At 67.3% G+C, this 22,228-nt stretch carries 20 protein-coding genes; 16 read left to right on the forward strand and 4 right to left on the reverse strand.

Translation table 11 applies throughout. The features are described 5' to 3' along the window. Window positions 1-51 precede the first annotated feature (51 nt). Complete coding sequence (locus ACMZ91_RS04395; RefSeq protein ID WP_049461638.1) at window positions 52-1,293, reverse strand: efflux RND transporter periplasmic adaptor subunit; 1,242 nt, start codon at window positions 1,291-1,293, stop codon at window positions 52-54. A gap of 186 nt (window positions 1,294-1,479) precedes the next feature. Here ACMZ91_RS04395 and ACMZ91_RS04400 point away from each other — a divergent pair, with 186 nt between their 5' ends. From ACMZ91_RS04400 to ACMZ91_RS04460, 13 genes are all read left to right on the forward strand, one after another. Next, window positions 1,480-2,799, forward strand: a complete 1,320-nt coding sequence (locus tag ACMZ91_RS04400; RefSeq protein WP_414578148.1) for a M20 family metallopeptidase — start codon at window positions 1,480-1,482, stop codon at window positions 2,797-2,799. 552 nt (window positions 2,800-3,351) lie between these two features. Next, window positions 3,352-4,170, forward strand: a complete 819-nt coding sequence (gene queF, locus ACMZ91_RS04405; RefSeq protein WP_132810899.1) for an NADPH-dependent 7-cyano-7-deazaguanine reductase QueF — start codon at window positions 3,352-3,354, stop codon at window positions 4,168-4,170. Window positions 4,171-4,385: 215 nt separating this feature from the next. Next, window positions 4,386-4,679, forward strand: a complete 294-nt coding sequence (locus ACMZ91_RS04410) for a LysM peptidoglycan-binding domain-containing protein (protein ID WP_049401651.1) — start codon at window positions 4,386-4,388, stop codon at window positions 4,677-4,679. Window positions 4,680-4,724: 45 nt separating this feature from the next. Continuing rightward, on the forward strand, window positions 4,725-5,234 hold the full coding sequence (locus ACMZ91_RS04415) for a hypothetical protein (protein ID WP_049401650.1): 510 nt from the start codon (window positions 4,725-4,727) through the stop codon (window positions 5,232-5,234). A 162-nt stretch (window positions 5,235-5,396) separates the two neighbouring features. Then, complete coding sequence (locus tag ACMZ91_RS04420; RefSeq protein ID WP_134951482.1) at window positions 5,397-5,627, forward strand: hypothetical protein; 231 nt, start codon at window positions 5,397-5,399, stop codon at window positions 5,625-5,627. A gap of 1 nt (window position 5,628) precedes the next feature. Next, window positions 5,629-6,183 carry a hypothetical protein gene (locus ACMZ91_RS04425; protein WP_223224701.1) on the forward strand — a complete coding sequence of 185 codons (555 nt, stop codon included), beginning with the start codon at window positions 5,629-5,631 and terminating at the stop codon, window positions 6,181-6,183. A 228-nt stretch (window positions 6,184-6,411) separates the two neighbouring features. Continuing rightward, a complete protein-coding gene (locus ACMZ91_RS04430; protein ID WP_049463298.1) occupies window positions 6,412-8,634 on the forward strand; it encodes an NADP-dependent isocitrate dehydrogenase in 2,223 nt (740 codons plus the stop codon). A gap of 308 nt (window positions 8,635-8,942) precedes the next feature. Beyond that, window positions 8,943-9,908, forward strand: a complete 966-nt coding sequence (locus tag ACMZ91_RS04435; RefSeq protein ID WP_049463297.1) for a hypothetical protein — start codon at window positions 8,943-8,945, stop codon at window positions 9,906-9,908. Continuing rightward, window positions 9,901-10,449 carry a GTP-binding protein gene (locus ACMZ91_RS04440; protein WP_049463296.1) on the forward strand — a complete coding sequence of 183 codons (549 nt, stop codon included), beginning with the start codon at window positions 9,901-9,903 and terminating at the stop codon, window positions 10,447-10,449. Before ACMZ91_RS04435 ends, ACMZ91_RS04440 begins: the two co-directional genes overlap by 8 nt. Next, entirely contained in the window at window positions 10,442-10,858 is a 417-nt protein-coding gene (locus ACMZ91_RS04445) for a roadblock/LC7 domain-containing protein (RefSeq protein WP_049463295.1), read from the forward strand. The genes ACMZ91_RS04440 and ACMZ91_RS04445 overlap by 8 nt, the downstream gene beginning before the upstream one ends. A gap of 53 nt (window positions 10,859-10,911) precedes the next feature. Beyond that, the gene (locus ACMZ91_RS04450; protein ID WP_005419760.1) at window positions 10,912-11,271 is read left to right on the forward strand and encodes a hypothetical protein; all 360 of its coding nucleotides are present in this window, start codon (window positions 10,912-10,914) and stop codon (window positions 11,269-11,271) included. A 96-nt stretch (window positions 11,272-11,367) separates the two neighbouring features. Beyond that, a complete protein-coding gene (gene aceK, locus ACMZ91_RS04455; protein ID WP_049463294.1) occupies window positions 11,368-13,098 on the forward strand; it encodes a bifunctional isocitrate dehydrogenase kinase/phosphatase in 1,731 nt (576 codons plus the stop codon). 61 nt (window positions 13,099-13,159) lie between these two features. Next, window positions 13,160-14,050, forward strand: coding sequence for an energy transducer TonB (locus ACMZ91_RS04460; RefSeq protein ID WP_032130286.1), 891 nt, complete (start codon window positions 13,160-13,162; stop codon window positions 14,048-14,050). Between the two features lie 34 nt (window positions 14,051-14,084). Here ACMZ91_RS04460 and ACMZ91_RS04465 read toward each other — a convergent pair whose 3' ends face one another. The 3 genes from ACMZ91_RS04465 to trxA all read right to left on the reverse strand — a co-directional run bounded on the left by ACMZ91_RS04465 (window position 14,085) and on the right by trxA (window position 18,173). Beyond that, a complete protein-coding gene (locus ACMZ91_RS04465) occupies window positions 14,085-15,659 on the reverse strand; it encodes a sensor domain-containing diguanylate cyclase (protein WP_032130287.1) in 1,575 nt (524 codons plus the stop codon). A 210-nt stretch (window positions 15,660-15,869) separates the two neighbouring features. Beyond that, window positions 15,870-17,615, reverse strand: coding sequence for a transcription termination factor Rho (rho, locus tag ACMZ91_RS04470; RefSeq protein ID WP_005414668.1), 1,746 nt, complete (start codon window positions 17,613-17,615; stop codon window positions 15,870-15,872). 228 nt (window positions 17,616-17,843) lie between these two features. After that, window positions 17,844-18,173 (reverse strand): thioredoxin, encoded by a 330-nt coding sequence (trxA, locus tag ACMZ91_RS04475; protein ID WP_005411275.1) that lies wholly within the window; start codon window positions 18,171-18,173, stop codon window positions 17,844-17,846. Between the two features lie 511 nt (window positions 18,174-18,684). Here trxA and rhlB point away from each other — a divergent pair. From rhlB to ftsX, 3 genes are all read left to right on the forward strand, one after another. Continuing rightward, window positions 18,685-20,409 (forward strand): ATP-dependent RNA helicase RhlB, encoded by a 1,725-nt coding sequence (gene rhlB, locus ACMZ91_RS04480; protein WP_032129537.1) that lies wholly within the window; start codon window positions 18,685-18,687, stop codon window positions 20,407-20,409. Window positions 20,410-20,586: 177 nt separating this feature from the next. Beyond that, entirely contained in the window at window positions 20,587-21,273 is a 687-nt protein-coding gene (gene ftsE, locus ACMZ91_RS04485; RefSeq protein ID WP_005411273.1) for a cell division ATP-binding protein FtsE, read from the forward strand. A 3-nt stretch (window positions 21,274-21,276) separates the two neighbouring features. Beyond that, on the forward strand, window positions 21,277-22,224 hold the full coding sequence (gene ftsX, locus ACMZ91_RS04490; RefSeq protein ID WP_005414664.1) for a permease-like cell division protein FtsX: 948 nt from the start codon (window positions 21,277-21,279) through the stop codon (window positions 22,222-22,224). Window positions 22,225-22,228: the final 4 nt, after the last annotated feature.

Below are 22,228 nucleotides of genomic sequence, written 5' to 3' on the forward strand. Positions count from 1 at the left end.
AATGTCGGCGCCGGCAGGCTTGCCGGCGCGAGGGAGGTCGGTAGCCTGCGCTCAGCGCGGGCCGCCGCCACGACGGCCACCGCCGCCGTTCTTCTGCTCGGCGGCCTTCAGCTCGGCTTCGCTCGGCACCGCCGGGGTTTCGCCCGGCTTCAGCGCGGTGACCTTGCTGCCCGGCTTCAAGCGGAACTGGCCTTCACTGACCACCCGCTCGCCGCCCTTCAGGCCCTCGGCGATCTGCACCTGGCTGTCACCCACTTCCACGCCGCTGCGCACGGTCTGCATCTTCACCGTGTTGTCGCCCTGCACCACATAGACGTACTCGCCGTCCGGGCCACGCAGCACCGCCTGGGTCGGAATGACCACGCCACCGGCAATCGTGCGCAGCTGCATGCGCACGTTGACGAACTGGCCCGGCCACAGGCCGTTGTCGGTGTTGTCGAAGATCGCGCGCGCCTTGAACGTGCCGCTGTCGGCACTGATCAGGTTGTCGACCACGTCAAGCTTGCCGTCGCCGGACAGCACGTGCGAATCGGCGCGGTCCAGTGCCGCGACGGGTACCGCACCGGCGGCCTGCGCCTGGCGCACATCGCCGAGCTGGCGCTCGGGCAGGTTGAACAGCACGTGGATCGGATGGATCTGGGTCAGCGTGACCAGCGCGGTGCCGGCGTTGACCACGTTGCCGGCGTCGACCGCGCGGATGCCGGCGATGCCGGTGATCGGCGCGGTGACCTTGGTGTACTGCAGCTGCACCTGCGCCGAGCGCATGCTGGCCTCGTTCGCCGCGACAGCGCTTTCGTACTGTGCCACTTGATTTCGCTGTGTATCCAGATCGGTCTTGGCGACGAACTGGCGATACTCCGGCGCGTTCGAGCGCTGGTAGTTGGAACGCGCGGTGGCCAGCAGCGCCTCGTTCTGGCGCTTGGATGCCACCGCCTGGTCGTAGCTGGCCTGGGCGGTGCGCGGGTCGATCACCGCCAGCACATCGCCCTTCTTCACTTCCTGGCCTTCGCGGAAATTCAGGCTCATCAGCTGGCCGCCAACCTGCGGGCTGACGGTGACGGTGTTCATTGCGGTCACCGTACCCAGCGCACTGGCATAGACCGGCACGTCCTGGCGTGCCGCATCCACCACGGTCACCGGCACCGGGCCGGCATCCGGGTCTTCACCGCCCTGGCGCGCAGCTGCCGCCGGGCCACCGGCCTTGTCCTTGCCCCCGCCGAGTACGCGCAGGCCGACCACGGCCAGCACCAGTACCGCCACGACCAGCAGCACGATCTTCCAAACACGTGACATTCAAGGACTCCAAGAGGGCTGGACGGGGCACGGCCCCGGTTGGCAATGCGCAAAGCATACCTGCGCCACATCACGTTTCCTGCATGACGGATGGGACGGGCGCTAAGACCGGATCCGGCCGCGGAGGTTCCCGTAGCGGCGGTGTTGCCCTACATTCAGCTGGAACCCCCTGCCGTGGAGATCGTGATGCGCCGTTCGTTGCTGCTGTCCGCCCTGCTGCTGGCCCTGCCGGCTCTTGCCCACGCCCAGGACGGGCAACGCCCGGAGGTGACCGCCGCCGCGCAGCGGCTGCAGGCCAAGGTGGTCGAATGGCGCCGCGACTTCCACCAGCATCCGGAGTTGTCCAACCGCGAGGCACGCACCTCGGCCGAGGTCGCCAAGCGCCTGCGTGCGATGGGCTTGAAGCCGAAGACCGGCATCGCCCATCACGGCGTGGTGGCGATCATCGAAGGCGGAAAGCCAGGCCCGAAGATCGCGCTGCGCGCCGACATGGACGCGTTGCCGGTGACCGAGCAGACCGGCCTGCCGTTCGCCTCGAAGGCCACTGACCAGTACCGCGGGCAGACGGTGGGCGTGATGCATGCCTGCGGCCATGACGCGCATACCGCCACCCTGCTCGGCGTGGCCGAAGCACTGGTCGCGATGAAGAAGGACCTGCCGGGCCAGGTGATGCTGATCTTCCAGCCGGCCGAGGAGGGCGCACCGCCGCCGGAAGAGGGTGGCGCCGCGCTGATGCTGAAGGAAGGCCTGTTCGCTGATTTCAAGCCGGAAGCCGTGTTTGGCCTGCATGTGTTCTCCAGCGTGCAGGCTGGGCAGATCGCGGTGCGCGGTGGCCCGCTGATGGCCGCCTCGGATCGTTTCGGGATCAAGGTGATCGGTCGCCAGACGCATGGCTCGGCGCCGTGGAATGGTGTTGATCCGATCGTCGCCACCGCTGACCTGGTCGGCACGGCGCAGACCATCGTCAGCCGCCGCGCGAACCTGTCCAAGCAGCCGGCGGTGCTGACCTTCGGTGCGATCAACGGCGGCATCCGCTACAACATCATTCCGGACGAGGTGGAGATGGTCGGCACCATCCGCACCTTCGACGAGGGCATGCGGCAGCAGATCTTCGCCGACCTGCGCAACGTGGCCGAACACACCGCCGCCGCGCACGGTGCGAAGGCGGTGACCGACATCTACGAATCGGAGGGCAACCCGGCCACGGTGAACGACCCGGCGCTGACCGCGAAGATGCTGCCGAGCCTGCAGGCGGTGGTGGGCAAGGACAACGTGTACGAGCCACCGCTGCAGATGGGCGCGGAGGATTTCTCGCTGTACGCGAAGGAAGTGCCGGGGATGTTCTTCTTCGTCGGTTCGACCAGCGCGGGCATCGACCCGGCGACGGCACCGGCGAATCATTCGCCGAAGTTCCTGCTGGATGAGAAGGCGCTGGATGTCGGGTTGCGGGCGTTGCTGCAGGTGAGCCTGGATTACCTGCACGGTGCAGGTACTCCCGCGGGGTGAGGGTTTCCGGCAGGGCTTGCAGCCCTGCACCCGCAGAGGCCAAGGCAACAGCCGGAGCAACGGCAGAAGCCGGCTATCTGTGGGTTGGCGGGGCGGGTCCGGTGGCAGGGGACGGCGCAAGTACGTCCCTGTAGCCTCGGTCGCCGCATCCATGCGGCTCACGCCCCTGCCACCGGACCCACCCCGCCTTCGACGGTTTCCCGCGAACTGTCGGAACGGCGCTCTGCTTTGGTAGGTGTCGACCTTGGTCGACACGGGCAGACATCGAGAATGTCTGAAGGATCAGCTTTTGATTTTGATTTTCTGATCTTTCCCGTGGTGGATCGGCGGCAGAAATGTGTCCGGGGGCCGGGCGGGTGGGGATGGCGGGGTATCCGCGCCATGGATGGCGCGGCTAAGCCTCCAGGGACGGATTCACGGCGTCCCCGCCAGCCCCACCCGCCCGGCCCGCATCCGGGAGTCGGGGCTTCCTGCGACCCACCCACCACGGAGGGGCTCCGCCGTTGGCCGGCCCGGCCGAAGGCCCGCTTCTGGCGCGATACAATGCCCCCCATGAACACCCCACAGGATTCCAGCCTCGGTCGCGAGGTCAGTTACCCGTCGCAGTACGATCCCGGCCTGCTGTTTCCCATCCCCCGCAGCGGCGCCCGCGCCGAGATCGGCCTCGACGACGCCGCGTTGCCGTTCGTCGGCCATGACCGCTGGCATGCCTTCGAGCTGAGCTGGCTCGACACGCGTGGCAAGCCGCAGGTCGCCGTCGCCACCGTGCAGGTGCCGTGCACCTCGCCGCGCCTGATCGAATCGAAGTCGTTCAAGCTGTACCTGAATTCCCTCAACAGCACCCGTATCGACAGCGCCGAGGCACTGCGCGCGCGCATCGTCGACGACCTGTCTGCCTGCGCCGGTGCGCCGGTCCAGATCGAGTTCGGCCTGCCGGGCCTGCGTGAGACGCCGCTCGGTGAATCCATCGACGGGCTGGATGTGGAGATCGACTGCTACGGCCCGCCGCAGGCGGACTTTCTGACTGCCGACGCGGGCGAGGTGGTGGAGGAGACCCTGGTCTCGTCGCTGCTGAAGTCCAACTGCCCGGTCACCGGCCAGCCGGACTGGGCAACGGTCAGCCTGCGTTACCGTGGGCCGAAGATCGACCGCGCGGGCCTGCTGCGCTACCTGGTCAGCTACCGCGAGCACGCCGAGTTCCACGAGCAGTGCGTTGAGCGGATCTTCAGCGAAGTGTCCGCCCGCTGCCAGCCGCAGTGGCTGGAAGTGGAGGCCCGCTATACCCGCCGTGGTGGCCTGGACATCAATCCCTGGCGCGCCAGCCCCGGCATCGCTGCCCCGGCCGCGACCTACCGCGAACTGCGGCAATAACCGCCGCAGGCGGTTACGGGTAGTGCCGGCCGCTGGCCGGCAATCGGCCAAGGCCGGATCCCCCTGGCACAGCCGGCCAGCGGCCGGCACTACCGGGCACCGGCTCTCCCGATTGTTCAGCCGCCCCCGGGGGCGGCTTCACATCTGCACCATCCCCATTTAACAACCTCCATGGCACCGTGCGAACCACGTAGTCATGCAGACGGGAGTTGTGGATGAGTACCGAGAAGAAAGCCGATTTCTCCGGCGTCAGTGCCAGCGTCGACAGTACCGCCGAACAGGTGCCGAAGGCGGACTTCTCCGGCGTGAGCGCTTCGGTGGACAGCACCGCCGACGTTGTGAGCGGCGGCACCTACACCGTGCAGAAGGGTGACTCGCTGTCGAAGATCGCCAAGCAGCACCTGGGCGATGCCAACGCCTGGAAGAAGATCTTCGAAGCCAATCGCGATGTGCTTGATGACCCGGACAAGATCTTCCCGGGCCAGACCCTGAAACTGCCGCCGAAGTAAGCCGGCGATCGAACGCCGTCCGACAATCCCTGGGAGGAACCCCGAATGATCAAGACCACCCCGCTCCAGACCGCCCTGATCGCCGCCCTGCTGGGCAGCGTTGCCCTGGTCGGTTGCAAGAAGAAGGAAGAGTCGACCGACAGCAATGCCGCTCCGGCAGCGACCGCGCCGGCTGAGCCGGCCCCGGCGCCGATGACCGGCGCACCGCCGCCGATGGCAGAAGCCGCTGCCGTCAGCGTCTCGGCCGTCACCGTCGGCAAGACCGCAGCCGCCGACAAGTCGGTTGCGACGACAGCATTGTTCGCACCGAAGGATGACGTCATCGTCTCGGTCAAGACCGACGGCGCTGCCAACAACGTCACCGTTGGCGCGAAGCTGACCTACCAGGACGGCCAGGTGGCCGGCGAACAGAACGCCACCCTGAACTCCAGTGGCGCGGAAACCACCAACGTCACGTTCAAGAATGCAAAGGGCTGGCCGGCCGGCAAGTACCGCGCCGAAGTCACCGTCGATGGCAAGGCGGCCGGAACGCCGCAGGAGTTCGAGGTCAAGTAAGTCCTGCCGACTCTCTCCCGGCAGGGCTCACGATGGACGCAGCCGCGAGGCTGCGTCCTTTTTTATTGGGCGATACTCGGAAGCACTCCGCGGGCCGCCCGTAATGAGATAAAGCTTGTCAACGGGGAAACCTCCCACCGCAGCGGACGGAGTTTCGCGGAGTTGGGCGGAAAGAAGGGCGAGATCAATGTCCTGGATAGATTTGACAAGGGTGTTGTTCCTCATGAAGTGTCACATCTTGGCGGTGTGGATGATCTTTATGACAAGACGACGGGGCTGCCCAATCCTGCACGTGGCGACGGAATCATGAATAGGGTTCCCGGTGTGGTTGACAGCCATACCATCGGTGGAATTGTGGAAGGCGATTCGGCGGTTCAAAAACGGGAGCGTTGAGATGCTTGCACGCATTTTGGTTTTCTTCGCTTTCTTGTGCCCGCTCACCTCGTGGGCCCAGGAATCTAGCCTGTGGAGCTACAGCTGCGACCACTTTCTGTACGGCGCCTGCCTGCGCGTGCCGACAGGCATGTCCGTGACCTACGAGGCACCCGTTGACTTTGGTCTGCACCGAATCAGGTATGAAGGTAGGGAAGTCGCCTTGATCTACGAGGGCGATGCCCCCGAAAAGCCTGCGTCAGGAAGCACGCCGGATCTGCGCTTCACGGACGGCGGATATGTCGTGTCGGGGTATGCAAGGGCGGAAGGAGGTTCCACCCGGTACGACGTCTACGTTCGACCCGGATCGTCTGGCGCCGGTTCGCTGCACATCCGCGGCTCTGCAGCGACGGCTGATGAACTCGCCAGCCTGGCCGCCGTCGTTGGGGGATTGCGCATCTGCAACTTCCAGCAAAGCAAGCGCTCACAGACATTGACCTGTCCAAGGCGTGCCGAGTGGGGGCCGCGATTGTCGGAATGGGTCATGCGTTCCTCCACGAGCGCGAAGTCGAACTAGCCATCAAGCCTCAGCTTCCAGACCGGAAGCGAGCCAACGACGAAACACAGCGGTCCAGTACCGCTGCGTATGGCACGGCTTTGCCCCGCGCGGCTGAAAACGCGACAATGCAGGGGTTTCCCCGCCGCGCGCCCACCCTGACGGCGGCGGGGGAAGTGACACGGTTGCACGTGGCCCGGCGCTGGCGCCGGCCTTCCCCTGAGCATTGCTACAGAGTCCAAGTCCCCCATGTCCAAGATCCTCTACACGCTGACCGACGAAGCACCGTTCCTGGCCACCCAGTCGCTGCTGCCGATCGTTGGTGCCTACACCGCCACTGCCGGCATCGTGGTGGAAACCCGTGACATCTCGCTGTCCGGCCGCATCCTGTCGCTGTTCCCTGAGCTGCTGAGCGACGCGCAGAAGGTCAGCGACGACCTGGCCGAGCTGGGCCAGCTGGCGACCACCCCGGACGCCAACATCATCAAGCTGCCGAACATCTCCGCTTCGGTGCCGCAGCTGAAGGCGGCCATCAAGGAACTGCAGGACCAGGGCTATCCGCTGCCGGATTACCCGGAAACCCCGGCTGACGACCAGCAGCGCGACTACAAGGCGCGCTACGACAAGGTCAAGGGCAGCGCGGTGAACCCGGTGCTGCGCGAAGGCAACTCCGACCGCCGCGCACCGCTGTCGGTGAAGAACTATGCGCGCAAGCACCCGCACCGCATGGGCGCCTGGGCCTCGGATTCGAAGTCGCACGTCGCGCACATGGCCGCCGGTGATTTCTACGGCAGCGAAAAGTCGGCCACCCTGGCCAACGCCGGTTCGCTGAAGATCACCTTCCACGGCAAGGACGGCAGCACCGTCGTGCTGAAGGAAAAGACCGCGGTCAAGGCCGGCGAGATCGTCGACGCCGCCGTCATGAGCCGCAAGGCACTGGCCGCCTTCATCGGCGAGCAGATCGCCGATGCCAAGGCCCAGGGCGTGCTGTTCTCGCTGCACCTGAAGGCGACCATGATGAAGGTCTCCGACCCGATCATGTTCGGCGTGGCGGTCAACGAGTTCTACAAGGACGTGCTGGCCAAGCACGCCGACGTGCTCAAGCAGGCGGGTTTCGATGCCAACAACGGCATCGGTGACCTGGCCGCACGCCTGCCGTCGCTGCCGGAAGCCACCCGCGCTGCGATCGAAGCCGACCTCGCCGCCGAGTACGCACAGCGTCCGGGCGTGGCCATGGTCAACTCGGACAAGGGCATCACCAACCTGCACGTGCCGAGCGACGTGATCGTCGATGCCTCGATGCCGGCGATGATCCGCGACTCCGGCAAGATGTGGAACGCCGAAGGCAAGCTGCAGGACACCAAGGCGGTCATTCCGGATCGCTGCTACGCCGGTGTGTACCAGGCCGTCATCGACGACTGCAAGGCGCACGGCGCCTTCGACCCGGCCACCATGGGTTCGGTGCCGAACGTCGGCCTGATGGCGCAGAAGGCCGAAGAGTACGGCTCGCACGACAAGACCTTCCAGATCGCTGCCGATGGCGTGGTCAAGGTCACTGACGATGCCGGCACCGTGGTGTTCGAGCACGCCGTGGAAGCCGGTGACATCTGGCGCATGTGCCAGACCAAGGACGCGCCGATCCAGGACTGGGTCAAGCTGGCCGTCGAACGCGCCCGCCTGAGCAGCACCCCGGCCGTGTTCTGGCTCGATGCCGCCCGCGCCCACGACGCGCAGGTCATCGCCAAGGTCGAGCAGTACCTGAAGAACCACGACACCAGCGGCCTGGATATCCGCATCCTTCCGCCGGTGGAAGCCACCGCGTTCTCGCTGGACCGCATCCGCAAGGGCGAGGACACCATCTCGGTGACCGGCAACGTGCTGCGCGACTACCTGACCGACCTGTTCCCGATCATGGAGCTGGGTACCAGCGCCAAGATGCTGTCGATCGTGCCGCTGATGGCCGGTGGCGGCCTGTTCGAGACCGGCGCCGGTGGTTCGGCCCCGAAGCACGTGCAGCAGTTCGTTGAAGAGGACTACCTGCGCTGGGATTCGCTGGGCGAATTCCTGGCCTTGGCCGCGTCGCTGGAACACCTGGGCAACCGCTACGACAACGCCGCAGCCCGCGTGCTGGCCAAGGCGCTGGACGAAGCCAACGGCCAGTTCCTGGACAACGACAAGTCGCCGTCGCGCAAGCTGGGTGGCATCGACAACCGCGGCAGCCACTTCTACATCGCGCTGTACTGGGCGCAGGCGCTGGCCGCGCAGGACGAAGACGCCGCACTGAAGGCACGCTTCGCCCCGCTGGCCAAGGCGCTGACCGACAACGAGCAGAAGATCGTTGACGAGCTGATCGCGGTGCAGGGCAAGGCCGTGGACATCGGCGGCTACTACCGCCCGGACGTGGCCAAGGCCAGCAAGGCGATGCGCCCGAGCGCGACCTTCAACGCCGCGCTGGAGCAGCTGCGCGGCTGATCCATCGCCGCTCGGCCGTGACACCGGAACCCGCGCTTCGGCGCGGGTTTCTTTTTGGGCCAGGATTACTGCGGCCCTTCATCCACGCATGGCGTGGATCTACCGGGGACCAGAACCGTGACATCCATCGGCTGTCGGAATGCCGTCAAAGGGGCATGAAACTTGCCCGCGATGGCCGTCGCAGAACGGATAGGAGACAGCCTGCAACCGCCCTCGATCTGAGCAGTCGATCACGACGGCTGCCGCTGGCGATGCCCTAGCCTTGGCGACGCGAGGCCACCGGGGAGGTGGCCGCACGGGGAACACGGATGGCACGCGTGCTGGTAGTGGGAACCGACATCCAGGGCGAGCAGGCCCTGCTGCAGCGGCTGCGCGTGGCATCGGCCCTGCCGGACGGCCAGATCCGCCGCAGCCAGGACCTGGATGATTGCGATCTGCTGGTCATCCGCGATACGCCGGCGCTGCGCAACGCGGCCCAGCGCATGCGTCAGCAGCGTCCGCGACTGCAGTGCTGGATCGAAGACCTGGGCGGCCAGCTGCGTGACGGTGATGGGCACCAGGACGTGCTTGACGATGGTGCCATCGGCCGCGCGCTGCGCCGCATGCAGTTGGCACCGGAGCCCATGGCCATGCACGCACCCGCACCGATCCGTCTGGCCGATGGTGCACACGCCATCACCCGCCTGCTGCGCGAGCGGCTGCCGCTGCGACAGGGGCAGGCACTGTTGAGTGATGCGGGCGAGCCTCTGCTGCTGATGGATCTGGAGCACGACCAGGCCGTGCTGCTGCAGGAACCGGCTGCGGCGCTGGTGGAGCGTCTGGCCGATGCCTTCGAACGCCTGCAACTGGATGCGCTGACACCCGCACGCCTGCAGGCGCTGGCCGGTGAGCGGCCACGCCAGCCACTGCGACCGCTGCTGTGGCAGTGGGCGCAACGCAGCCGCCATTGGCAGGCATTGGACGAACGCCTGCGTGGCGCTTCAGTGAAGCTGCTGCGCTGGCCGGACTTCCGCGTACTGGGCCACGACCATGATGGCTTCCGCCTGTGTTCGCTGCTGCTCAAGCGCGCGTGCACGGTTGACGAGTGCGTGATGCTGCTTGATTTGCCGGCTGCGGCGGTGCGCGATTTCATCCATGCCGCCTACCTGTGCGGCTACGCGCAGCTGCAGACTGCACCGGCGGCGCCGCTGATGGCGACAGGTGGCACCCGCACCGACAACGGCCTGCTTGCCCGCCTGTGGCGGCACCTGCGCGGGAGCGAACGCAATGCGTGAGCACAAGGTGGTGGTGCTTGGCGGCATGGGCAGCGGCAAGTCGACCCTGGTACGCAGCATCGCGGTTGGCGCGGTGGTCGACACGGATGTGGCCAACAGTGATCGCTTCGGCGCCGACAAGGCCTCCACCACCGTAGCGCTGGACTACGCAGACATCGACCTGCCCAATGGCGAACGCCTGCGTCTCTACGGCACACCCGGCCAGCAGCGTTTCGATTTCCTGTGGCCGATCCTGCTGCAGGGCGCGCGTGGCGCGGTGCTGCTGCTGGATGCGCGTCGTGCCGGGCTGGCCAGCGAGCTGGAGGACTACCTGCAGGTGCTGCAGCCGTTCGCATCATCCCTGGCACTGGTGGTGGCGGTCACCCACCTGGACCAGGCACCGCAGGCCGCACTGGACGACTGGGCCGCCCGTGCCAGCCTTGACGACCAACCACTGCCGCTGCTGGCGGTGGATGCCCGCGACCGCGAACAGGGACTGTTGCTGATGGATGTGTTGATGAGCGAAATGGAAGCGCACGCACTGGTGGCGGCGCATGGCTGACGGGCAGATGGCGGTACTGCCCGATGCCGGTCAGCGTGAGCGACTGCAGCCGCTGCTGCAGGACCTGCAGCAGCGGGTCGAAGGCGTGCGCACGGTGGTGCTGGCCAGTGTCGATGGCTTCGCCCTGGTCAGTGCCGGGGCCGGAGGGCGCGGTGAGCGGCTGGCGGCGATGACCAGCGCGATGCTGGCGCTGGCCGCGGCAGTGGGCCGCGAACTGCTGCTGGGCGATCTGCAGACGCTGATGCTGGAGGCCGGGGGCGGCAAGGTGCTGATGCTGGCGATCCAGGCCGAAGGGCGCGCACCGCTGCTGCTGATGGCGGCCTGCGACCAGCGCAGCGTGATCGGCCAGGTGCTGTGGCAGAGCAGGGAATGTGGCCAGGCGATCCTGGCCGAACTCGGCGGATCGTGAGCCCGGCCGCAGGGGAACGAGGGGCTCGAACCAACATCGACAAGGGGTGCGACGTGGCTGGATTGAATGAATCGTTGAACGCACTGATGGGCATCGACGGCGCGCAGGCAGTGGCGCTGGTCGACTACGAAAGCGGCATGCTGCTGGGCGAAGCCGGTGCCGGCATGGACATGGAAGTGGCCGCCGCCGGCAACACTGAAGTGATCCGCGCCAAGATGAAGACCGCCGCGTCGCTGAACCTCAACGACAGCATCGAGGACATCCTGATCTCGCTGGGCAAGGCGTACCACATCATGCGCCCGGTGGCGAAGAAGAAGGGCCTGTTCTTCTACATCGTGCTGGACCGGACCAAATCCAACCTGGCGCTGGCGCGGCGCAAGGTGCAGGACGTAGAGGCCGAACTGGCGATCTGATCCACCGGCGCGTTGTAGAGTCGAGCTTGCTCGACTCTACACAAGCCACCCCACGCCAGCGTATGGTGGAGACGGTCCTCCCCGGGTACGCCGTGCATGTCAGAGCCTGTCATCGCAACCGTACTGGCGCCGCGTATCGCCGGTGCCATCCGCGATGGTTTCGAGCAGTACCATGCCCGCTTCGCGGCGATCACCGCGCGGGCGCGGCAGCGCTTCGAGCAGCGCGATTGGGCTGGTGCGCGACAGGATGCGGTCGAGCGCATCGCCCTGTACGACCTGTGCATCGCCGAGCAGATGGATGCGTTGCGCCGCCTCGCCGATGACGCGATCGGCGAGCGCGCGCTGTGGCTGCAGGTGCACGCGCAGTACAGCGCGCTGCTGCAGGGCCTGATCGACGCCGAGCTGTACAAGACCTTCTACAACACGCTGTCGCGGCGCCTGTTCGCTACCCGCGGCGTGGACCCGGCGCTGGAATTCATTGCTTTCGACGTCGAGCCCTCCGATGCAATCACCCATCCTGTCGCGCGGCATACCTACGCGGTCTCGCCGACGCGGCCGGTGGAGGCCCTGCAACGCGTGCTGGCCGACTACCGCTTCGACATCCCCTATGCGCACCAGCTGCGCTGTGCGGCGGCCATCGCCGTGCGCCTGCAGGACGACCTCGCCCATTGGGGGGACACGCCGGTACGCAGCATCGAACTGCTCGACACGGTGTTCTACCGCGAGCGCCGCGCTTACCTGGTTGGCCGCGTGTTCGGCGAGCATCGCTTTTCGCCATGCGTGATTGCCCTGGTCAACGATGCGCGCGGCCTGCGTGCCGATGCGGTGCTGACCCGGCGCCGTGATGTCGCCCATCTGTTTGGCGTGTCGCGCAGCTACTTCCAGGCTGACCTGGGCACCGTGGGCGACGCGGTGGTGTTCCTGCGCAGCCTGCTGCCGGGCAAGCCGATCGACGAGATCTACACGGTGCTGGGACGTGCCAAGCAGGGCAAGACCGAGCGCTACCGAACCTTCTTCCGCCACTTCAACGAGCATCCGCAGGAACGGCTGGTGCATGCCGAAGGCACGCCGGGCATGGTCATGGCGGTGTTCACCCTGCCCAGTTATCCATTGGTGTTCAAGCTGATCCGTGACCGTTTCGCCTGGCCCAAGGCAATGTCGCGGCAGCAGGTGGAAGAGAAGTACGCGCTGGTGTTCAATCTCGATCGTGTCGGCCGCCTGCTTGATGCGCAGCCTTATCGCCACCTGCGTTTCCCGCGCGAGCGCTTCGCGCCGGCCCTGCTGGAAGAGCTGCTGCAGCAGTGCGCGCAGAGCGTACGTGTCGATGGCGACGAGGTCGAAGTCGCACTGTGCTATGTGCAACGTCGTTTCCGACCTTTGAACCTGTACCTGCGCGAGCAGTCCGGCGAGGCGGTGCGCGCGGCGGTGCTCGACTACGCGCAGGCGATCACCGACATGGCGCGCAACAACATCTTCCCCGGCGACATGCTGCCGAAGAACTTCGGTGTGTCACGGCACGGCCGGGCCGTGTTCTATGACTATGACGAGCTGTGCCTGGTCAGCGACTGCGTGTTCCGCGCCTGGCCGCAGCCACGCACGCCAGAGGAAGCGATGGCCGACGAGCCGTGGTTCCATGTCGGCCCGCGCGACGTGTTTCCCGAGCGCTTCGGTCCGTTCATGGGCCTGCCTGCTGCGGAGCTGGCAGCCGTGCGCGAGCACTACCGGCACCTGTTCGACCCGGGCTGGTGGCAGGGCCTGCAGGAACGCTTCGCCCGGGGTGATTATCCGGACACGCCGCCCTACGCGGGCGCACACCGGCTGGCGTGAACCGGCTGTCATGGCGGCTGGGACTGGGATAGGCTCGCCGTTCATCACCAAGGATCCGGCAATGATGCGTTCCCCACTGTTTCTCGCCCTCGCGCTGGCCGTAGGTGCCGGCGCCCCCCTGCTTGCAGGCGATGCCACTGCGCAGACCGCACGTGCTGTACGTGCGACTGCGGAAATGAGCATGGTGCTGTCCGGTCATATCGAGGTCACGCCGGAGGGCGCGGTCCGTTCGCTGGTGCTGGACCAGAAAGCCATGGTGGCCCCGAGCATCGCCTCCTTCGTGGAAGGCACCATCGGTGGCTGGCGCTTCGAGCCCACGCTGCGCGATGGCCAGGCGGTGGCCACGCGGGCCCCTTTGCGCGTTCGCCTGCGCGGCAAGGCTGCGGCCGATGGCGGTTATGAAATCAGCATGACCAGTGTCGACTTCAGCGAGTACGATCCGAAGGCCACCGATTCGGTGACCCAGCTGCACATGACGCCGCCGCGCTACCCGGAAGCGGCCTACCGTAACGGTGGCCAGGGTGAGGTGCTGCTGTTGGTCAAGGTGGCCCGTGACGGAACAGTGGCCGATGTGGCCGCCGAGCAGGTGAACATGGCCGTGGTCGCACCTGAGCGGACCCTGGCCAAGATGCGCGACATCCTGGCCAGAGCCAGTGTCAGCACCGCCCGCACGTGGACCTTCAAGCCGCCGACCACCGGCGAGGACAGCACCCGGGACAGCTGGACGGTTCGCATCCCGGTGAACTTCGCCCTGAACAATGATCCCAATGCAGTGGCGGAACGCTATGGCCGCTGGCGCGCCTTCATTCCGGGGCCGCGGCAGACCGTCCCGTGGCGCGAGGCGGACCCGGTCGAGCAGGTCGGCAGCGATCTGCTGCCGGAAGGCGGCGTCTACATGGTGGACGGCGCCAAGCGCGGCCTGCGCCTGCTGACCCCGCTGGCGCAGGGCTGAGACCCGCTGCGGAGCCGGGCAGCCCGGCTCCGCGTCAGTCGGCGTACGGGTAGACCACCACCCGGTTGCGGCCCTGTTCCTTGGCCATGTACAGCGCCTTGTCGGCCAGCCGCAGCGCCTGTTCTGCGTCGACATGGAAGCTGGGGAAGTGGGCCACGCCCAGCGATACGGTGATGGTGCCGACCGGTTCGAACGGATGGTCGGCGATGTGCTGGCGCAGGCGTTCACCGGCCTGGCGGGCCGATTCAGTACTGATGCCCGGCAGCAGCAGCAGGAATTCCTCGCCGCCGGCGCGGCAGAGGATGTCGCTGTCGCGCGAGTAGCGGCGCATCTGGTCGGCGATGTGGACGATGGCGTTGTCGCCGACGTCATGCCCGTAACTGTCGTTGATCGACTTGAAGCGATCGATGTCCAGCGCCAGGATCGCGAACGGAATGCCCTGCACCTGCAGCGCATCCAGCGCCTGCTGCAGCCCGCGGCGGTTGAGCAGGCCGGTCAGCGGGTCGGTGCGGCTGGCACGGTTGAGCGTGCCGATACGATCCTGCAGCGCATTGAAGCTGTGCAGCACCGCCTGTTTGAGCTGGGCGACCTCGAAGTACCAGGCGCGGATGCCGCTGACGTGGTTGATCGCGTTGCCGGTGTCCTCGCCGCCCTGCACGTTGCGCGCCAGCTGCCACAGCGGCATCGAAATGCGGCGCGCGAACCACCAGGTGACCAGCAGCGACAGCAGGCCGAGTGGAATCGCATTCCAGATCACTGCGGTCATCAACCGCGATAGCGGCTGCAGGGTGGCCTCGGTCGGGCGCTGCGCGATGATGCCCCAGCCGGTGGCCGCCACCGGTGCATAGCCGGCCAGCATCGACACGCCGCGGTTGTTGCGTACCTGCTGTGCGCCCCGTTCTCCGCGCACCACGGCCTTCACCGCCGGGTTGCCGACCACGTAGTCACCCACCCGCTTGCCATCGGCGTGGTACAGCAGGCGGCCATTGCGGTCCACCACGTACAGGTAGGAACCGTCGCGGTAGTAGTGCTTGCCCAGCAGCGTGTGCAGTGCACTGCGCTGGCGCAGGTACAGGGTGCCGCTGACATAGCCGCGATAGCGGCCCTGGCGGTCGAAGATCGGGTGCGACAGCGACACCAGCAGCTTGCCGGTGGCCGATTGGTAGGGATCGCTGATCATGGGCTGGCGCGCCGCCAGTGCCGCGTTGTTGCCGACACTGTGCAGCACCTCACCCTGCAGCTGCAGGGTCTGCGGCGAGGTGGCGATCACCAGGCCGTCGGCATCCACCACCAGCGAGGAGTTGAAGCTGCTGGACTGCAGCTGCAGGCGGCTGGCTTCATCCTGGGCCTGCTTCGGATCAAGGTCGTCCTCGCCCAGGCGGGTCGCGGCATAGGCCAGCTGCTGCTGCGCGGCCAGCAGGAAGTTCTGGGTGGTCTCGGCCAGCTTGGTGGCGTAGACGCGGTTGGCTTCCAGGGTATTGCCGACCAGCTGGTCGCGCTGCACCCGGTAGCTGGCCAGCAGGGTGTTGGCCAGCGCGATGATGGCGCTGAGCAGGGCCAGGGCGAGGATCAGCTTGCCCAGGTTGAGGCGGGGAGACAGCGTTCGCATGCGTCGACGGATCCGGCAGGAGGCTGGACCCGACCGGTTCTCCGGAAGGGGCGACAGCGGGAATCGGTGGCAGGGCCCACGGGGGCCGGGCAGGGTATCGCGCGGATTATCGCCAAAAGCGGGCGCCAGCGAAGTGAAGTGCGTCGCCCTGCAGGCAAAAAAAAACCTGCCGCAGCGAGCGGCAGGTTTCTTCTGATGCAGCGCCAGGGATCAGCGCTTCATCGAACCGAAGAACTCGTCGTTGGACTTGGTGTTCTTCATCTTGTCGAGCAGGAACTCCATCGCGGCCATTTCATCCATCGGATGCAGCAGCTTGCGCAGGATCCAGATCTTCTGCAGCAGCTCCGGTTCGATCAGCAGGTCTTCGCGGCGGGTGCCGGAACGGTTGATGTCGATGGCCGGGAACACGCGCTTTTCAGCAATACGGCGGCTCAGGTGCACTTCGCTGTTGCCGGTGCCCTTGAACTCTTCGTAGATCACCTCGTCCATCTTCGAGCCGGTATCGACCAGCGCGGTGGCGATGATGGTCAGGCTGCCGCCTTCTTCCACGTTGCGCGCGGCACCGAAGAAGCGCTTCGGGCGGTGCAGGGCGTTGGCGTCCACACCACCGGTCAGCACCTTGCCCGAGCTCGGCACCACGTTGTTGTAGGCGCGGGCCAGGCGGGTGATCGAGTCGAGCAGGATCACCACGTCCTTCTTGTGCTCGACCAGGCGCTTGGCGCGCTCGATGACCATTTCGGCCACCTGCACGTGGCGCGCGGCCGGCTCGTCGAAGGTCGAGCTGATGACCTCGCCGCGCACGGTGCGCTGCATCTCGGTCACTTCTTCCGGGCGTTCGTCGATCAGCAGCACGATCAGGTGCACGTCCGGATGGTTGGTGGTGATGGCGGTGGCGACCTGCTGCATCATCATGGTCTTGCCGGCCTTCGGCTGCGACACGATGAGCGAGCGCTGGCCCTTGCCCTGCGGGGCCATCAGGTCGAGGATGCGGCCGGTGATGTCTTCCGACGAACCGTTGCCGCGCTCCAGGGTGAAGCGGCGGCGCGGGAACAGTGCGGTCAGGTTCTCGAACAGCACCTTGTTCTTCGACGCTTCGATCGGCTCGCCGTTGATGGTGTCGACGATGTTCAGCGCGAAGTAGCGCTCGCCGTCCTTCGGGAAGCGGATGCGGCCGGAGATGTGGTCGCCGGTGCGCAGGTTGAAGCGGCGGATCTGGCTGGGCGAGATGTAGGTGTCGTCCGGGCCGGCCAGGTAGCTGGCTTCAGCCGCGCGCAGGAAGCCGAAGCCGTCCGGCAGGATTTCCAGTACGCCGTCGGCGGCGACGCCGTCACCGTGGCGGGTCAGCACCTTCAGCAGGGCGAAGATCACGTCCTGCTTGCGGGCACGGGCCACGCCTTCGGAGATCTGCAGCTGCTCGGCGATTTCCAGCAGCTTCTGTGCCGGCATGCGCTTGAGGTCGCTCAGCGAGTAGACCGGGAAGCCCTCGGGCACGTTGGCGTGCGGACGCGGCACGAAGGGCTGCTGCTCGCCGCCGTCGTTGGGCATGCCGTCGTCGCGGAAGCGGTTGTTGTTGCGGTCACGGTCGCGGCGGTTGCGGAAGCGGTCACGGCGGTTGCCCTGGCCTTGCCCCTGGCCCTGCTGGCCGTTCTGGTTGTACGGGTTCTGGCCCTGGTTCTGGCCGCCCCCCTGGTGGTTCTGCTGCCGCGGCTGGCCGGATTCGCGACCCTCACCACCTTCGCCACCGCCACTGCTGGCAGGGGCCTCGGCGGCGGGCGCGCTCGGTGCGGGGGCGGGGGCCGGTGCCTCGGGCGCGGCGGCCAGCGGCAGGGTCGGCTGCGCCGGAGCGGCGCTGGTTTCGGCGGCTGCCGGGGCGGCGGCCTTGCTCACGCGGGGCTTGCGCACGCGCTTTTCGGCGGGCGCATCGGCGCTGCCGGTTTCGGAAGTGTTATCGGACAAGAGCGTTATTCCTCGCTTGAAGGTGCGAGCGCCCGGCTGGGGCGGCGAACGTTGGGAATGGGTCTGGAAGAAACTGCGTCCAGAGGGTGCGGCACGCGAACGCGGCCGGATGTGCCGACACTATCATCGGCCTGCGGCGCCGTGCAAGGGCTGCCGGGAACAGCATTCATCATGGACGCTGGGCGTCCGCCGGCAGCCGCGGGTGGCGGCTGCCGGAAAACAGCAGGATCAGGCCAGGGCCTTGTCCAGCAGGCCGGCCAGCTGGGCCTTGCCCACCGCGCCGATCTGCTCGCCGACCTTCTCGCCGTCCTTGAACACGACCAGGTACGGAATCGAACGCACGTGGTACTTGGCGGCCAGCGCACGGTTGTGGTCGACGTTGACCTTGGCGATCTTGGCGCGGCCCTGGTAGGCGTCGGCCAGTTCGTCCAGCGCCGGGGCGATCATCTTGCACGGGCCACACCACTCGGCCCAGAAATCGACCAGCACCGGTTCCTTGGAATTCAGCACTGCGCTATCAAAGTCGGCGTCGCCGACATGTACAACCTTGTCGCTCATCTTGGTTTCTCGTCTTGGATTGCACCCGGCCATGCCGGAGGTGGGTGAACTGGGCCATGCCCGGTGGCGCGACCCTCGTCGTTGCCTCGCGGCGCACTGCCACGGTGCGTTCGGCGGGATGCCTGGACGCTCACGGCCGGCAGTGTACCCCTATCGCAGGGCGGGGACAGGCGCCGGCTGGAACCCAGCGTATCGTGATCGCTTCGAAGCCCGGTATGTGTCGGATTTCACTGTCTTCCCGAAGATGGGGGTGGCAGCGGGCGACACCAGCGGGACCGGCGGGGTCGTTCAAGTCCGGTGTGGCTGGATGAAGGCGCGTCGTCTCTCCATCCGGTGAGACCGGGCATTCCGGTTTGCCTGCCCGAGTGCGTTAAACTGGGCCATTGTGCGGCGCGCGGACCGGGTGGTCCCAGCCTGCCAACCCGCCGCAGGGGCCGCAGTTTGCGACGGTGCCCCTAGACGATGAAGTGCCAGCCGCCCCACGGGCCGGCGGCCATACCAAGACGGACTCATGAGCGACAAACCGCTGACCGATTTGACCTTTTCCTCCTTCGAGCTGCACCCGGCCCTGCAGGCCGGCCTTGAAGGAGCCGGATTCACCCGCTGCACCCCGATCCAGGCGCTGACCCTGCCGGTCGCGCTGCCCGGTGGTGATGTTGCCGGCCAGGCCCAGACCGGCACCGGCAAGACCCTGGCCTTCCTGGTCGCTGTCGTGAACCGCCTGCTGACGCGTCCGGCGCTGGCCGATCGCAAGCCGGAAGATCCGCGTGCGCTGATCCTCGCCCCGACCCGCGAGCTGGCCATCCAGATCCACAAGGATGCGGTGAAGTTCGGTTCCGACCTGGGCCTGCGTTTCGCTCTGGTCTACGGCGGCGTGGATTACGACAAGCAGCGCGAACTGCTGCAGCAGGGCGTGGACGTGATCATCGCCACCCCGGGCCGCCTGATCGACTACGTGAAGCAGCACAAGGTGGTCTCGCTGCACGCCTGCGAGATCTGCGTGCTGGACGAAGCCGACCGCATGTTCGACCTGGGCTTCATCAAGGACATCCGCTTCCTGCTGCGCCGCATGCCCGAGCGCACCACCCGCCAGACCCTGCTGTTCAGTGCCACCCTCAGCCACCGCGTGCTGGAGCTGGCCTACGAGCACATGAACGAACCGCAGAAGCTGGTGGTTGAAGCCGAGACCATCACCGCCGCGCGCGTGCGCCAGCGCATCTACTTCCCGGCGGACGACGAGAAGATCCCGCTGCTGCTGGGTCTGCTGTCGCGCAGCGAAGGCGCGCGCACCATGGTCTTCGTCAACACCAAGGTGTTCGTCGAACGCGTCGCCCGTTCGCTGGAAAAGGCCGGCTACCGCGTCGGCGTGCTGTCCGGCGACGTGCCGCAGAAGAAGCGTGAGAGCCTGCTCAACCGCTTCCAGAAGGGCCAGCTGGAAATCCTGGTGGCCACCGACGTGGCCGCGCGCGGCCTGCACATCGATGGCATCAAGTACGTCTACAACTACGACCTGCCGTTCGACGCCGAAGACTACGTGCACCGCATCGGCCGTACCGCGCGCCTGGGCGAAGAGGGCGATGCGATCAGCTTCGCCTGCGAGCGCTACGCGATGGGCCTGCCGGACATCGAGGCCTATATCGAGCAGAAGATTCCGTCCGAGCCGGTCACCAAGGAACTGCTGACGCCGCTGCCGCGCCCGGAACGCCCGGCCCCGGCTGCGGGCGAGGAAGGCGAGGACAACGAAAGCGTCGGCCAGATCTTCCGCGAAGCGCGCGAAGCCCGCGCTGCCGAGGAAGAGCGCCGTGGCGGTGGCCGCAGTGGCGGCCGTTCCGGCAGTGGTGGTGGCCGCGGTGGCCGCGACGGTGAGCGCAGCGGCGAGCGCCGTTCGCGTGGCCCGCGCAAGCCGCGCGTGGAAGGCGAGCAGGGCGCTGCCGCCCCGGCCGCCGGTGCCGAAGGCGCTGCCGCGCAGGCCCCGCGTCCGCCGCGCCCGCCGCGTGCTGAAGGCGCACCGGAAGGTGCGGTGGACGGTGAGCACAAGCCGCGCAAGCGCCGTCGTCGTCGCCACGGCCGTCCGGTCGAAGGTGCCGAGGGTGTGCAGAACGCCGCCGGCAATGGCGCCAGCCCGGTCACCCCGGTGCAGGTGGTGGCCAAGCCGGTGCGCACGGCTGCTGATACCGGCGATTCGTTCCTGACCCGCATCGGCCGCAAGATCCGCCGGATGCTGTCGGGTAGCTGATCGGCGCTGTCGATCAGCGGGTAGCACCCGACCGTTGGTCGGGTGGCTTCAAGGGCGTGCCGGCCAACGGTCGGCACCCACCCTGGCCGGCAGCTGTGTGGGTTGCCGGCCAGCGGCCGGCACTACCGATCGTGTGACCGTCTCCACGACGTCGCGCCGGTCCTGCATAATCGGGGCATGAGTGTCCTGCGCTTCGACAATGTCAGCAAACAGTACGCCGGTGGCCACGAGGCACTGACCGATGTCAGCTTCGAGGTCGCGCCGGGCGAGATGCTGTTCGTCACCGGCCATTCCGGTGCGGGCAAAAGCACCCTGCTCAAGTTGATCCATCTGGACGAGCGGCCCAGCCGTGGCGCGGTGGTGTTCGACGAGCGCAACCTGCTGAAGGTGCGTGGCGGCGATGTGCCCCGCCACCGTCGCGCGGTGGGTGCGGTCTACCAGGACCACCGCCTGCTGATGGACCGCTCGATCGCCGAGAACGTGGCGCTGCCGCTGATCCTGCGCGGCACCCGCCGTGGCGACATCAGCAAGCGCGTGCGCTCGGTGCTGGAACGGATGGGCCTGGGCCACCGCGAGAAGGCGCTGCCCTCGCAGCTGTCGGCCGGTGAGCAGCAGCGCGTCGGCATCGCCCGCGCCATCGTCGGTGAGCCCAAGCTGCTGGTGGCCGATGAGCCGACCGGCAACCTCGACCCGACCCTGGCGGCGGAGATCATGGCCCTGTTCGCCGAGCTGCCCGCGCGCGGCACCAGCGTGCTGGTGGTCAGCCACGACCTGCCGCTGCTGCGCCGCATGCGCAAGCGCGTGCTGATCCTCGACCACGGCCGGCTGGTGGATGACATCTCGCCGCAGGATCTGGCGGAGTAACGCATGGCGAAGAACGAAAACAGCGAAGCCGCCGCCCCCTCGCGCGTGGGCGTCTGGTTCCAGCACCACGCGCACAGCGTGGTGTTCAGCCTCGGCCGTGCCTGCCGCAAGCCGTGGGCGACCCTGCTGACGGTGATGGTCATGGCGCTGGCGCTGGCCCTGCCGCTGGGCCTGTCGATCGCGCTGGACAACCTCAAGCAGTTCGCCGGCAGCGTGCAGCAGTCGCGCGACATCAATGTGTTCCTGAAGGGCAACGTCGATGGCCCCGGCGCGCTGCGCCTGGCCGGCCAGCTGCGCGACCGCGACGACGTGGCCGAAGTGAACGTGCGCACGCCCGAGCAGGGCCTGCAGGAACTGCGCGACGCCGGCCTCGGCGAGGCGATCGACGCACTCAATGACAACCCGCTGCCCTCGCTGCTGGTGATCACCCCCGGCCAGGGCAAGGACGACGCGCGCCTGGCACGCGCGCTGGAGAGCCTGCCCGAGGCCGACCTGGTGCAGCACGATGCACTGTGGCGCCAGCGCCTGGATGCCTGGCTGGCGTTCGGCGCGCGGCTGGTGCAGGTGCTGTCGGTCCTGCTCGGCGTCGGTGCCGCGCTGGTGGTCGGCAACACCGTGCGCCTGGACATCCAGGCCCGCCGCGAAGAGATCGGCGTGCTGCAGCTGCTCGGCGCCAGTGATGGCTTCATCCGCCGCCCGTTCCTGTACCTGGGTGCGTGGTATGGCCTGGGCGCCGGCGCGGTTGCGCTGGCGCTGATCGGCGCCGCCGGTGCCGCACTGCGCGTGCCGCTGGCCGAACTCTCGCGCAGCTACGGCAGCCCGTTCGTGCTGCACGGCCTGGACCTGCTGCACGGCGGCCTGGTCCTGCTCGGCACGCTGCTGCTGGGCTGGCTGGGCGCGTGGCTGGTTACCGGCCACTTCCTGCGCCAGACCCGCCCGACCGACACCTGAGACC

Source organism: Stenotrophomonas sp. FR024 (assembly GCF_047500745.2).
Classification (GTDB): domain Bacteria; phylum Pseudomonadota; class Gammaproteobacteria; order Xanthomonadales; family Xanthomonadaceae; genus Stenotrophomonas; species Stenotrophomonas maltophilia_A.

Coding starts and splice junctions, on each gene's coding strand:
- ACMZ91_RS04395 (WP_049461638.1), bottom strand. CDS start 1,293: ATGTCACGTGTTTGGAAGATCGTGCTGCTGGTCGTGGCGGTACTGGTG.
- aceK (WP_049463294.1), top strand. CDS start 11,368: ATGTCAGAGCCTGTCATCGCAACCGTACTGGCGCCGCGTATCGCCGGT.
- ACMZ91_RS04415 (WP_049401650.1), top strand. CDS start 4,725: ATGATCAAGACCACCCCGCTCCAGACCGCCCTGATCGCCGCCCTGCTG.
- ACMZ91_RS04410 (WP_049401651.1), top strand. CDS start 4,386: ATGAGTACCGAGAAGAAAGCCGATTTCTCCGGCGTCAGTGCCAGCGTC.
- trxA (WP_005411275.1), bottom strand. CDS start 18,173: ATGAGCGACAAGGTTGTACATGTCGGCGACGCCGACTTTGATAGCGCA.
- ACMZ91_RS04460 (WP_032130286.1), top strand. CDS start 13,160: ATGATGCGTTCCCCACTGTTTCTCGCCCTCGCGCTGGCCGTAGGTGCC.
- ACMZ91_RS04465 (WP_032130287.1), bottom strand. CDS start 15,659: ATGCGAACGCTGTCTCCCCGCCTCAACCTGGGCAAGCTGATCCTCGCC.
- ACMZ91_RS04430 (WP_049463298.1), top strand. CDS start 6,412: ATGTCCAAGATCCTCTACACGCTGACCGACGAAGCACCGTTCCTGGCC.
- ACMZ91_RS04435 (WP_049463297.1), top strand. CDS start 8,943: ATGGCACGCGTGCTGGTAGTGGGAACCGACATCCAGGGCGAGCAGGCC.
- ACMZ91_RS04440 (WP_049463296.1), top strand. CDS start 9,901: ATGCGTGAGCACAAGGTGGTGGTGCTTGGCGGCATGGGCAGCGGCAAG.
- queF (WP_132810899.1), top strand. CDS start 3,352: ATGAACACCCCACAGGATTCCAGCCTCGGTCGCGAGGTCAGTTACCCG.
- ACMZ91_RS04425 (WP_223224701.1), top strand. CDS start 5,629: ATGCTTGCACGCATTTTGGTTTTCTTCGCTTTCTTGTGCCCGCTCACC.
- ftsX (WP_005414664.1), top strand. CDS start 21,277: ATGGCGAAGAACGAAAACAGCGAAGCCGCCGCCCCCTCGCGCGTGGGC.
- ACMZ91_RS04445 (WP_049463295.1), top strand. CDS start 10,442: ATGGCTGACGGGCAGATGGCGGTACTGCCCGATGCCGGTCAGCGTGAG.
- ftsE (WP_005411273.1), top strand. CDS start 20,587: ATGAGTGTCCTGCGCTTCGACAATGTCAGCAAACAGTACGCCGGTGGC.
- rhlB (WP_032129537.1), top strand. CDS start 18,685: ATGAGCGACAAACCGCTGACCGATTTGACCTTTTCCTCCTTCGAGCTG.
- ACMZ91_RS04400 (WP_414578148.1), top strand. CDS start 1,480: ATGCGCCGTTCGTTGCTGCTGTCCGCCCTGCTGCTGGCCCTGCCGGCT.